Consider the following 12,818-nt stretch of genomic DNA (forward strand, 5'->3'; position numbering starts at 1 on the left):
CGAACTCAGAAGTGAAACGCAGTTGCGCCGATGGTAGTGTGGGAGTTCCCATGTGAGAGTAGGACATTGCTAAACTTTTATTTTAGTTTCGATAATGAAACGCATTGCGCCGATGGTAGTGTGACTTATGTCACAGTAAAGCCCATGTGAGAGCGTAGCGGGACATTACGAGACTTCTAATTTGTACTTCGGTACACGGAAACCCGTAGCTCACGCTGCGGGTTTTTTGCTTTCTGGGTTTTAAATAACCTATGTTAGTGTCGGACATGGCTAGCTTGTATTAAGATAAGCCCGATTCATAAGAGTCAGATGACAAGTTTTATATCTATGCGTAGTGAACACTGCGGATTTATTTGTATTTATGTAATTTTGGAGTTGTACTGGTAAATGAGAAAATTTTTATCTTCCCCTGTAAAAATGGCACTAAGTGAAGCCGAAAGTGCTTCATACCAAAATGCATTAAAGCATGTTACTGAGTTAACTTTAAACCTAATGGCGGTTAAAGTTGAAAATCGACCTGAGGATTACCTCGGTTGGTGTACCGAGTTAATTGATGTCTGTCGCAACCGCATTAATATAAGCCTGCTTGAAGATCACCAATTACCTATTTTGAAAAAATTAGAGCAAGTGCTGGTTTTAGGCGCTAGTGTTAGTCAATTCAAAATGGCACGCATAGCACCATGGCCTATATTCACTGCTTTTGTTGAACAGCAAGCGAGTTTACATGCCTTGGAAGAGCGCTTAGCACTGCTTGATTATATTCAATTGATAAAGAGCAAAACTTTAGCTGAGATGTCTGAACTTGAACGTCTTGCCTTTGCTGGTAAACACACTAACCAACATTGTCATACGCAATATAATTTTGATGTCGAATGGTTTGCTTCCACCAAAGGCGCTAAAGTTTTTCATATTTTATTAGCCCAGCAACCTGAAAGTTTTGATGCTGCTTTAAGTCATATTCCAGATTCTGGTGATGTAACGCCTAAACAGTATCAGCAGTTTGTTAGTGCCTACAAACAAATCTTTACCAGTTACACTGTTGGCAAGGAAAACGGTGAGAAAGCACCACTAGCACCCGCTACACGTTTATTAGCGATGAAACGTCCTGATCAATTTATTGCGCTAACAAACGCAAAAATTGAAGTGCTTTGCCAAGGTTTATCGATAGCAAAATTTAATAGCTTTGATTTTGAAAGCTATTGGCAAGATATGATCGGTACTTTACGTACTTTCGCTTGGTGGCATCAAGACGAGCCTGAAGATGAACGTGAAGCCAAACTTTGGCAAGCTCGTGCGGTTTTAGTCGACTTATTTATGTTTGCCGATGAAGATTTTGCTTTTGGATCTAACTTTTTGCGTATTCGTGATAAAAAATTAAATAGCGCAGAAAGTAGCTACAAGTCTAGTCGACGAGGTCGTGTTAAGTTAACCCCTGAGGAAGTTGTTGATCAAGCACTTGCTGAAGATGGTATACCTGAGTATATTCAAGGCAAACGCGAGACTATCCTTAGAGAAGTTAAAACCGGTAAGAGTGTAGAACATGTTATTGGTTTGATGAGAGCAATCTTTGGTTAGATAGTTACATCAGTAGAGGGTAAAGCAATTTTACCCTCTATAGCCATTAATATTCAACCTGCATGGTAACGGATTTACACTGCAATTTAGCCACAGCTCTAACTAACAGCCTTCAAAAATAGCCCAGCTATTTAAGCTGTATTATCTTTCTGAAATACTATCCTTTCTAAACTAACTGCTTACAAGAGATCTCACTTCTTCATTGTTACTTTAAATCGTGACCTGCGGCTTTAATGCCGGAATACCTTTATTGATAATACTTACTCTTCTAAATAAATATAAAACGCAGAATCCAGAAGATAAATGCGCTAGCATGAGCGCAGGATAAAGTGAATATTCACCATCATTGAGGCCGAACCAGGCAAGGGGGATGAGCAGAATTAAACGGTGAATAATTCCAAGTACACTTGCCGTGATAGCTTTATCTTTGGCGTTCAATGTTGATTGATAAACAATGACACACCCTGCACCGATATAGCCCCAAGGTAACCAAGTAAGGTAATGTTTTAAATGTATGGTAACGCTATCGTGAGGACATAATGAGTTTGCCCAAAAATCTACCGTATAGTTTAACGCTATGGCAATAACAAACTGCGCTATTAGCACTGTGGCAAACATATAGCGGTATGCTTGTTTTACTCTATCATGATGACCTGTCCAGTAATTAAAGCCAATTATTGCTGGCATTGACGTGGTTAATGCCATGGGGATTAGCAAAATTATCGCTTCAAGTTTAAAGATTAAAGCAAAAGCGGCAACATAAAGGTGGTTATAACTAGCAGCAATTATCGTTAATATCGCCAAACTTAATGGTGTGATCAGTTGTTGGCCAATAACTAAAATGCTGTTTAACTTTGGTTGTTTACATTGCGTCTTAAACTCATTCAATGATGGCCAGCTAAGTTTTACTTTTCGCTGTAATAGATAAAAAGAAATAAGAGTAAAGCTAATATCACTTATAGCGTGTACCAGTGAGATGGCGACTAAGCTATCAAAGTACCAAGGGCTTTGTGGAAGTAATAGTAATAATGCCAAGCTACCCTTAAGCACTATCCAGGCAACCATAATGTTACTGGCAAGTTGGCTGAAGTTTAACGCCCGTAAGATGCCATTAATTTGCCAAACAGCACCTAAAAATAACCAAGAAAAATAGCGATTATTGATATAACTTGATTGCTCTACCGCTAATTGTGGTGCCTTTATGGCTTCTTCTGACGATAACCAGTTATTGTTTCCTAATAAATGAAGTAGCTGCTCTGAAAATACTAATGCCAATATTGTGAATATGACTAGTGTTAGTGCGGAGATGATTAGTGTCTGGCTGATGTTACGACCAAGGTTGTTTTTCTCAAGACAGGCAGACTTCACTACTTTATTGTTACAACGAATACTTGTGCCAACGGCAAGCGCTGTCATCGCAGCAGTGATGGGAACGGTAAAACCAAAGGCGGTTAAGGTTGCGGTACTACTCAAGGCAATTAACCCTGACTCCAAAAGTTCGTACATTAATAATAATAGAATCGCCATAAACATCGGCTGGCTATTACGCCATATTATCGATGATATTTTCCCTTCTAGTAAGCTTGTGTGATCTTTTACTGTCATCGATTAATTCTGCTGATTTGTCGTTATGGAACCATATAATAAGAGCAGCAATAAATTAATAAACTTTCAATATTGAATGTAACAATTTTTGTCATAGGATAAGCTAGTGCCTTAGCCAGTGACGTAATACCTCGATAATTCGATACGATTAATTTTTGTAATACCAAAACAAAAATAGTACTTCATAAACAGCTCTTATTTTTAGAGTCAGTTGTTAAACAATCATGACAACGAAAGCCCACACTAATGTGCGTGTAAAGTGCTATTATGCCGTTTACTCCCACTTATTGGCTCATACAGTTTAATGTTAATTTTATCTCCTAAGATGGCTTGCAGTTGACGCTAGCTCAAACGGCTCATTCTGATGGTGACAATGCACTGTTTGAATCAATAGCCAACGACATTGTTGAAAAGGGCTACAGTATCAGCCCTTGCGCTTTGCCCGACGATTTATCCAGCTTGTTATTACAACATATTACCGAACTGCCAGGTGAAGACTTTAAACGTGCAGGTATAGGTCGTGCCAAAGAACATATTATTGACGAACTTATTCGCACCGATGAAATTAGCTGGATAACCAGTAACAGCGAAGCAGGTAGTTCTTGGATTGAATGGTCAGAGTCACTGCAAGCCTATTTAAATAGACGTTTGTTTCTTGGTTTATTCTCTTTTGAAAGTCATTTTTCTCATTACGCTAAGGGCGATTTTTATAAGAAGCACAAGGATGCTTTTAAAGGTGAAGGTAATCGTGTGCTTTCTGTGGTGGTCTATCTTAATCAACATTGGTCTGCAGCTGATGGTGGCGAGTTAGTTATTTATGATGATAAATCGCCAGATTCTTCAGTCGTTGACCAAAATATTATTACCGTAATACCTAATTTTGGCACGGTAGTGGTGTTTTTAAGTGAAGAATTCCCTCATGAAGTATTACCCGCTAGGCGAGATCGATACTCAATTGCAGGTTGGTTTCGCTTAAACAACAGTATTGCCAATAATATTGACCCTCCTAGTTAAGGGAAGTAACGATTATTCAAATAGAACAACTGACGTCACAATTTTCACAAGTCAGTTGGTAATATTTAAGAATACATTTGCTTAAATTTAACAGCTGTATTTAGCTTAAATTATTTATATTCACGTTGTACGAATTAGTTGACCCCTATAGTTACTGAAAAATGAAAAATGAAAAATGAAAAATGAAAAATGAACAGTGGGCAATGAGACGAAATTTCTTATCACCTCGCTCTACGAGTAACTGGTCAGAAATACCTAAGATAAACTATTGATGCAGTCATATTGATAAAATAATGTAGAGGTAAGTATGTGTGGTCGATTTAGTGTAAACAGAGCCATTTCACCTATCGTGAGTGAGTTATTTAATACCCACTTCAATGCAGTAACGAATACTAACTTAAGTCCCAGCCAATCAGTTGCCACGTTAGTAAATAGCAACTCAACCTACCATCAAGTAAATGCGCTATGGGGAATAAAACCCTCATGGTCAAAGAAGCTTATTATTAACGCCCAAGCTGAAACAGTTGCTAGCAAGCCTACATTCAGACAAGCCTTTCAACATCAACGATGTTTAATTCCATGTAACGGTTGGTTTGAATGGCGAACAGAGGAGGGTAAAAAAGTTAAGTACCTATTTGAGCACACTGACAAAGTACCTTTGTATATGGCAGGTATATTGTTTCAGCATGAATTTACTGAATTAGTCACCTTAACGACAAAGCCTAATATTAAGTGTGGTCAGTACCATAAACGTATGCCTGTACTTATTACTAACGAAGATAAAGACTTTTGGTTTAACTCTTCGTATCAAGAAGTCGAACCATTACTTCAGCATGTCAACGATGAAATGATTCATGTTGAACCTACTGACTAAGTTGCGATTACAAAAGGTGTGTTATTAATACACCTAGCCAATCTTTGAAATTTTCTTTTAATAAGTGACTAGCAATATAAGCTGGCTGTCGGCAGCGCAAAGGCGATGTTAGCTATAGTGGGCTATTAAGGTAAACAACTCGCTAAAATCAGGCGTTTTGGGCTGTGATATAAAGGCTAGCGTTGCATTCACCATTTGAACTCAAGTCATTTTTCGGACATTAGGTTGTTGGTACTTCAAGCTGATTGGGATTAGATTTTTATTGATAACGCCACGCTCAGCTGCAACAAAGGTTGGCAGCCATTTTTTGCCTAGAAATTTTTATGGTCAGATTGCATCGTCTTGCTCTGCGGGGACATAATCCGCTTAATGACAGTTAATTACTTAAGTCATTACACCTGGACGGTAGGGTTTATTCTCTCGAATACCCTGTTGCGAGCGCTTCTGATTTGAAAGCTTAACCTTTTTGGCTATTAATCCTCGCTTATCTGCGTGGCATTCAAACTCAACAGTGACACCAACTTTTAAGAAAGCACAATTAACAAGGTCGGCTTTACGTACCATTATATCTGGGCCATTCCCGTTATCCAGAAATCCAGATTCTTTATCTCGGAACCATTTCTTGACTACAGTTTGCAATACAATACTCCTAATTTAACTTACTTACTAAATTTATTAATTGGTAGTATCGGCCCATGAAAAATGAGTTGATACACGATTCCTGTAACTTACGTTCTCTATAATTTGGATTGAAAACGTAAGTCTATTAAGATCTGCTACCACTTGGATGCCGGTATAGTTGCTCCTTTATGCGAGCACAGTAGACGACATAATTATATGGATGTATTTTGATCATCAGCTAATAGAGGATCTTCGGATGGGCTTTCATCACTAGTCTTTTCTAATTTTTTCAGGCGTTTTTCCTCTTTCTTTTTCTTCTTCGCGAGCTCTTTCTGCCGCTTCTCATAGTTGTAATTGTTTTTCGCCATTTGTTTTCTCTTGAATTAATTTAGGGGTGCATCTAATTGGTAAAATTTAGCTTTGCTAAGGGGCGTTTTAGGGCGAGCCCCCGCTTTTAATCTACTTGCTTGAGCAACTTGTTAACTTTTCTTTAAATCTAGATTTCGTGTCAAAACTTCCGCTGATTTAATAATAAGTTTTGTACGAAGAAGCTCCGGATGTTTTTCTTCGTCAGTATACCCAACTGGAATACCAGTTCCCGTATTAACAAACCAAGAGTTTTCAGGACTGCGCTTACCCAACAGTTTCTTTAGTTCTTTTGGTGTAACACCCAATGCTTTCGCAGCAGCATTGTATGTGCAGCGAGTCTTAACTCTGTTCAGGTAATCAACTACCAAGGTGATTTTTTCTTGCATTACAATATGATCCTTAGAAAGTACAGAGTCAAGAATACCTTTTTACTAACACATCATCAATAGGTTATACATTTGTAATTTTTTAATTATCCGTTGAAAAGCGAGATTTTTCCTTATTTGTGAAGGAAATACTGCTATTTAATTCCAACCACATTTGTCTAATTTAATATTATGAAAGTACTCAATTTATTGATGGTTTTTAGTACCTTAAATATGTCAGTAGTGGTATCAATGGCCAGAACGTAACATTACTAAAACAGACTAGAAGCTCGTTATCTTATGACGTTTTTCTGTGATGAAATTGATTCTGCTCAGCGTACATATAGGTCAACTCGATAGAGCCAAAAAAATAACATACTTGTAGTGCTCACTCTCCTTATGAAAACCACTTCTTAATAATGCTCATATGCACCTAGTTAAATTGATTATTCTCTAAAAGGCACAAAAAACTTAAAAGATACTAGAATAAGTGCAAACCACAGATGAGGAGTTATATTTAAAACAGATAGCCGTGCCAATAAGGAATTTGTCCGGGAAGCAGTTAAAACTTCAAAATAAGATGGATCTTAGCCACCTATTCATTCTGCCCTAAGTTTATTTCCAGTCACCAAGTTGAGTCGACCACGAAAATCTAAAAAACTAAAAATATAATGCCTTAGCTCGATCCGGTTTTACTCCATACACTTGCAATTAGAACTAGGAAATTAAAATGATTATAAATAAAAAGGTGTTCTCCACCTCTTTACTCACTGTAGCTATTTTATCTGGCTGTGGAAGCGATGAAAAAGTAGAAATTGAAAAGGTAGCACCCACTCATCAAGCGCCCGTAGCAAATCAAGATGAGGTAACATCACTTAACGGAGGAACTGTATTAATCGATGTTTTAGCAAATGATACTGACGCCGATGGCGACACTTTATCTATAATCTCTACAACTTCAATTGAAAATGGGATACTTGAAATAATTGACAACAAGGTTTCTTACACACCTAAAGCGTCATATGCAGGGCAAGAAGTATTTACCTACCAAATAAGCGATGGCGAGTTAACCTCTGAAAGTACAGTAACAGTGAATGCTTCAACAGAGTTAACCCTTACAGGCAAAGTAACTGACAAGCCTATAGCTAAAGCGACAGTTACCATTCAAGTAGGAGATAAATTATTTGAAGCCATAGCTGATGATCTCGGCAATTACTCTTTACCAATAACTGTTACCGACTCTACTGCAGTAGTCAAAATCACAGCAAAAGGCTCTGAAGCTGAAGGAGAAGGATTTGTAGAATTCATCAGTATCCCAGGCACTTTTGGTTCATTGATAGAGTCTGCTGGAGATGATAATGAGCTTTCCAGTGATGAAAACTTTGCAATGAATGTTACCAACGTTACCACTGCGAAGTTTGTTTTAATGACTGAAGCCAATGATGGTAAAGAATTAACCTCTATTGAAGAAATTCAAACGGCTGAAAAATCTATTAGCAGTGATGCTTTATTAGAAATAGCTGCCGTAATTAAGTTGATTGTAGATAACCCAGAGTTCAATATCCCTGATACCAGTAAATCTTTACTTGATTTTGTTAAAACAAAAGAGGAATACAATACTTTTGTTGAAGCCGTTGTTGCTGAAAATATTGAAAGCAATCCACTAACCCTAGCGATTGAATCAATCATTGACGACAAAGACTTAGTGGAAGCAGTAGACGCGGCTGCACTACCTTCACTTTATTATACTATTCCCGATGCTGTGCCTGGCTTCTTAGCAAGAGGAGGTGATACTTACGAATTTGCACAAGATGGTACCGGTAGATATGTAAATGATTTAAGTAGCACTGTATTTACTTGGTTAAAAAATACTGATGGCGAGATAGAAGTGACTTTTGCAGAGCCGCCTTTGGAATTTTTTAACAGTGAGTGGATTGACCTCCTAACAGATGACCAAGCAATGATAAGTGCAGCGTTTGCATCAGACAATGCACTTATTGATTTTGGTACTTACTTGACAGGACTCACTTTTAAAATCATCTCTAATGGTGAGTTAGTTGACTCTGTTAGGGAGGTAAAAAAAGTAAGTGAAATTTACAGTTCATTCGAACACGAAGGCGTTACCTACCAATTACCAGCGGTAAATGATGAGCGGGTTAATAACAAGGAGTATCGTGATGGCGATAAGATCAACACAATAGCCTTTACCGAGGATCTGGTAATTGGCACATGGGCAATGGAAATACATCATCAAATTCCTATTCGGTATAATGACTATGATTACGGAGTCAATTTCTGGGCTGATATGGTTACATTTAATGCAGATGGCTCTGCTAGCGGCGATGAAAGTAAACTTAATCTTACCTGGCTAATCGATAGTAAAGGCTCACTTGTTGTCACTTACCCTGACATGAAAACTCAAACAATCACCTTACTTGATCATATTGCCCCTAGTTATGGTGCTTATAACCTGGTCAAAACGGTTGATGACAAAACCTATGGCAGTTATGAATTTTCTGTGAAACAAGACATGAACTTCACTTTCACAGCTGACTTTCTGGTTAATTCAGCGGAACAGTTCTGGCAAACTTATGTCAATGGGTGGATACCATCTCTATGGGATGAAGAGACCAATGCATTGCTTAATGACGAACTTTGGGGTTGGGACATTCTAAATAACAAAACGATGCTCAATAACAGTTATTATACTGAAGATGCAGATCAAGATGGTAACGCTACCGAATTACTTTTATCCACTAGTGATTTCAATTGGGAAATAGTTGAAAATACATTCATATTCAATGGTACATGGGGTGGCTGTGATGAAGATGTTCTTTGTCATCGAAGAGAGTGGATACCATTAGCTGAAATTGAGGACGGTTTTTATACGCTAGAAAAAGCAAGAATGAATGTATCTTGGAATAAAAATATTGAAAGTGAAAATTCAGAAGGTTATGCCATCTACTTTCCGGCAAGACTCAATATCTATAAAAAAGAAAATAAGCCAACATTATGGGTAGCCCCTGAAATGGCGAGAAGTTTAACCACAAAGAGAATAGAAAAGGTCACGACTCCAGGGCGAAAAATAATTTATCCCAGTGCTGAGAGAAATCAAAGTAAGTAATTGAAGTTACTTACAACAAAATAATCCCCGCTAAATGTAGCGGGGTTTTTATGTATTATAGGGGGTTGTGCTTATTAATAGCTGTTTCCTTATCCTAAAACATCAAAGAATCATAGGCACAACCTCCCATATTGAAACTTAGTAAAAGTTAGAACTTATTCTAGTCATATTGATTAAATGACTGAAAGTTATAAACTACTCGTGACTCATATTATGTGGGTGAAAGAAAATTCACAAAGGGCCCGACTGAAGCCAAGAAACTTACTCTGATAAACCTTCAATGAACACGACCTAGCAAAGAATGTCCAACTTACCTTAATAGTTTTTAACATCAAACCATTACGTTTTATTAATGACTAATACGCTAACGCTCTATCGTTATTAGTGCTCTTTAATTGATGATCCCACTTCAAAATATTCCCATAAAACACTATACTGTGTTTATGTACAGTTACATTGGTTTTTTATGAAAGTAATACCCGTTTATATTGAAGCAGGGATATCAGGTTTTGAATCACCCGCAGCAGAATACAGAGAACTTAATCTATCACTAGAAGAGTTACTCCTTCAGCACCCGAATGCGACTTTCTTCGGCCTAGCTAATGGAAGGTCAATGGAACGAATAGGGATTTTTAATGGGGATGTGCTTGTCGTTGATAGAGTGGAGCGTGTTAGTAATGGCTCTGTGATTGTGGCAAATTTTAATGGCTGCTTTGTCTGCAAAATCATTGATACAGATAATGCCTTATTGCTATCTGCATCTGACGAACACAAGCCCATTAAAATAACAGATAGCGATGACTTTCAAATAGAAGGGGTAGTAAACGTATCCTTTAGATTGCATAAAAAACTCCCCGTACTGCTGTCATGTTTGGTTTAGTTGACGCCGTTTCATTCTATGCGCGTGCGGAAAAGGTCTTTGACCCAAGCATTAGGCATGAACCCGTTGTCGTTTTAACGAATAACGATGGCTGTATTTGTGCTGTGTGTCCTATCGCTAGGCAACTAGGTGTACCTAAGTTCATTCCTTACTTTAAGATAAAGTCTTTTTTAGCAAAGCATAATGTCGTTGTTCGCTCTTCAAATTATGAGTTATATGCAGACCTAAGCGAAAGAATGATGAACGTTATTGCACGGTACTCTGATAACCATTATGTCTATTCTATTGATGAATCGTTCTTACATTTCAAGAACTTTAGCTGTGTTGATAACTGGCACGAATACGGCCATGTAATACGAAAGGCTGTCTGGCGAGAAACACGATTACCCGTTGGTGTAGGTTTTGGCGCAACCTTAACATTAGCCAAAGCCGCTAATCATGCCTCTAAAAAACTGTCAGGTTTTGATGGTGTTGCTGTAATAGATGATAAAGCCTCTCGTAAAGAAATCCTCTCTAGAATGTCGCTCACTGAGGTTTGGGGTATTGGCTCCAAATTAGGTAAACGGCTAAGTATATTAGGGCTTAAAAATGGCTGGGATTTAGCGAACCAATCGCCTAAAGCAATGCGAGGTCAGTTTGGTGTCGTCGTTGAACGTACCGTGAATGAACTGAACGGCATGCCGTGCTTAAACTGGGATGAAATAGGGCAAGACAAACAAGAGATATTTTCTACACGTAGTTTCGGGCAACGAGTTACCGACGGTCATGCGCTTAAAGCTGCACTATCAAGTCACGCCAGTATTGTTGGGGCAAAAGTTAGAAGGCAAGGCTCTTTAATTAAACGACTAGTTATTTTTGCATCAAGCTCGCCACATGATGACAGTTACTATAAAAAATCGGTCATTTATGAGTTTCCTATTGCGACAGACAATACCTTAAAGCTAGTAGGTGCTATTTCTTATGTATTTGATAGTATTTATAGGCAAGGCATTAGCTTTTATCGCTGCGGGGTAGGTGGCATTGAACTAGAGAATAGTCAATTTCAGCAAGAAGATATGTTTAGTCTTAGTGTGAATAACCCGCCTTTAATGAAATGCTATGATCAAATAAACCATCGTTATGGAAGAGGTGCTGTTGAAGTGGCAGTCGCTGAAAAAAATGAAAAGTGGGCAATGAGACGAAACTTCTTATCACCTCGCTCTACGAGTAACTGGTCAGAAATCCCTAAGATAAACTGTTGAGGTTAATATGTGTGGTCGATTTAGTATAAACGAATTGAAGAGATAGAGACTTGTTAACTACATGTGTTCTTTTTATTTACTTAATATAGTTTGGCTGTATTTCGACTTGTAAATTCATAAAATATTCGTAGTCACAACGGTAGTAGAGTGTAATAATTACCTACAAATCAATCAGGTACTAAGGTCTTCTTTATGTGCATTTTATTTATTGCTATCGAGCAACATCCTAAGTATCCGTTGATTATTTGTGCAAATAGAGATGAGTTTCATCAACGTCCAACTCAAGCCATGCATGTTTGGCAGCAATCCAAGATACTTGCCGGAAAAGATCTCCAAGCAGGAGGAACTTGGTTAGGCTTATCGTCAAAGGGAAAATTTGCTGCCTTAACCAATTTTAGAAAATTCCCTTTAAACGAAGAAGCTAAAAAATCTAGGGGAGGTCTTGTTTTACAGGCATTAGCCAGCACTGAAAACAACTTGTCTGAGGAACTCGCTCAACAAGCAAGTCAGTATCATGGCTTTAATCTCATTCATGGTTCATTAAACCAGTTGTACTGTTATGACAGCGTAAATAACCAATGCCATGAACTTTCCAAAGGCGTACACAGTATTTGTAATGGTGCACTAGATGATATCTGGCCGAAAATGGCAAGGGGAGAAAAGCTGTTAAGTGATACTATTCATTTACAAGAAAACCTCTCAATTGATGCACTGTTTGATTTAATGACCAATGATAAACAAGCGTTGCCAAATTTACTTCCTGAAACTGGGCTTACTGAAGAATGGGAGCAGTTACTCAGTGCTATTTTTATAGTATCCCCAACATATGGCACACGAACAACCTCTATTATTACGCAAGACATTGAAGGAAGTGTTGAAGTATATGACCGTAGTTATGCACCTTCAGGTCAATGTGTAGCTAAGCAAAAATTTCGGTTGTAGGAAAGTAACTCCATCGGAATTTCCTTTAAGTAATCACTTTGTGGTAGCTACTCCCCTTAGAGTTATCCGGTGTATGAATTTTTAGTTTTACTTTAAAAACTCGATATTTCAAAAGATATCCTAACGACAAGTTGGTGCGCATTCCGGACGTTAGCCTTTAATTTTTTGCCTTATATTTTCTAATGAATATTTTATGTCATGTTACTGA

At 37.9% G+C, this 12,818-nt stretch carries 12 protein-coding genes; 8 read left to right on the forward strand and 4 right to left on the reverse strand.

What is annotated here, in order from left to right:
• Positions 1 to 387 precede the first annotated feature (387 nt).
• Positions 388 to 1,575 carry a hypothetical protein gene (locus HRT55_RS20725; protein ID WP_291624334.1) on the forward strand — a complete coding sequence of 396 codons (1,188 nt, stop codon included), beginning with the start codon at positions 388 to 390 and terminating at the stop codon, positions 1,573 to 1,575.
• Positions 1,576 to 1,785: 210 nt separating this feature from the next.
• Here HRT55_RS20725 and HRT55_RS20730 read toward each other — a convergent pair whose 3' ends face one another.
• Positions 1,786 to 3,180, reverse strand: a complete 1,395-nt coding sequence (locus tag HRT55_RS20730) for an MATE family efflux transporter (RefSeq protein ID WP_291624336.1) — start codon at positions 3,178 to 3,180, stop codon at positions 1,786 to 1,788.
• A gap of 330 nt (positions 3,181 to 3,510) precedes the next feature.
• On the opposite strand from HRT55_RS20730, the gene HRT55_RS20735 reads away from it, so the two are divergent.
• From HRT55_RS20735 to HRT55_RS20745, 3 genes are all read left to right on the forward strand, one after another.
• On the forward strand, positions 3,511 to 4,194 hold the full coding sequence (locus HRT55_RS20735; RefSeq protein ID WP_291610542.1) for a 2OG-Fe(II) oxygenase: 684 nt from the start codon (positions 3,511 to 3,513) through the stop codon (positions 4,192 to 4,194).
• Between the two features lie 182 nt (positions 4,195 to 4,376).
• The gene (locus tag HRT55_RS20740; protein WP_291610544.1) at positions 4,377 to 4,466 is read left to right on the forward strand and encodes a DUF4113 domain-containing protein; all 90 of its coding nucleotides are present in this window, start codon (positions 4,377 to 4,379) and stop codon (positions 4,464 to 4,466) included.
• A 35-nt stretch (positions 4,467 to 4,501) separates the two neighbouring features.
• Positions 4,502 to 5,068 (forward strand): SOS response-associated peptidase, encoded by a 567-nt coding sequence (locus HRT55_RS20745; protein ID WP_291624338.1) that lies wholly within the window; start codon positions 4,502 to 4,504, stop codon positions 5,066 to 5,068.
• Positions 5,069 to 5,452: 384 nt separating this feature from the next.
• On the opposite strand, the gene HRT55_RS20750 is transcribed toward HRT55_RS20745, so the two are convergent.
• From HRT55_RS20750 to HRT55_RS20760, 3 genes are all read right to left on the reverse strand, one after another.
• Positions 5,453 to 5,707 carry a hypothetical protein gene (locus tag HRT55_RS20750; protein WP_291624340.1) on the reverse strand — a complete coding sequence of 85 codons (255 nt, stop codon included), beginning with the start codon at positions 5,705 to 5,707 and terminating at the stop codon, positions 5,453 to 5,455.
• Positions 5,708 to 5,901: 194 nt separating this feature from the next.
• Positions 5,902 to 6,057 (reverse strand): hypothetical protein, encoded by a 156-nt coding sequence (locus HRT55_RS20755; protein ID WP_291624342.1) that lies wholly within the window; start codon positions 6,055 to 6,057, stop codon positions 5,902 to 5,904.
• Between the two features lie 111 nt (positions 6,058 to 6,168).
• Positions 6,169 to 6,444 (reverse strand): hypothetical protein, encoded by a 276-nt coding sequence (locus tag HRT55_RS20760; protein ID WP_291624344.1) that lies wholly within the window; start codon positions 6,442 to 6,444, stop codon positions 6,169 to 6,171.
• Positions 6,445 to 7,153: 709 nt separating this feature from the next.
• On the opposite strand from HRT55_RS20760, the gene HRT55_RS20765 reads away from it, so the two are divergent.
• The 4 genes from HRT55_RS20765 (at position 7,154) to HRT55_RS20780 (ending at position 12,610) form a co-directional block, all read left to right on the forward strand.
• Positions 7,154 to 9,547, forward strand: coding sequence for an Ig-like domain-containing protein (locus HRT55_RS20765; protein WP_291624346.1), 2,394 nt, complete (start codon positions 7,154 to 7,156; stop codon positions 9,545 to 9,547).
• Between the two features lie 466 nt (positions 9,548 to 10,013).
• Positions 10,014 to 10,427, forward strand: a complete 414-nt coding sequence (locus HRT55_RS20770; protein WP_291624347.1) for a LexA family transcriptional regulator — start codon at positions 10,014 to 10,016, stop codon at positions 10,425 to 10,427.
• A complete protein-coding gene (locus tag HRT55_RS20775; protein ID WP_291624349.1) occupies positions 10,415 to 11,668 on the forward strand; it encodes a Y-family DNA polymerase in 1,254 nt (417 codons plus the stop codon). The genes HRT55_RS20770 and HRT55_RS20775 overlap by 13 nt, the downstream gene beginning before the upstream one ends.
• A gap of 192 nt (positions 11,669 to 11,860) precedes the next feature.
• Positions 11,861 to 12,610, forward strand: a complete 750-nt coding sequence (locus tag HRT55_RS20780) for an NRDE family protein (protein WP_291624351.1) — start codon at positions 11,861 to 11,863, stop codon at positions 12,608 to 12,610.
• The last annotated feature ends 208 nt before the right edge of the window (positions 12,611 to 12,818 follow it).

This window comes from Colwellia sp. (genome assembly GCF_013214175.1).
GTDB lineage: Bacteria > Pseudomonadota > Gammaproteobacteria > Enterobacterales > Alteromonadaceae > Colwellia.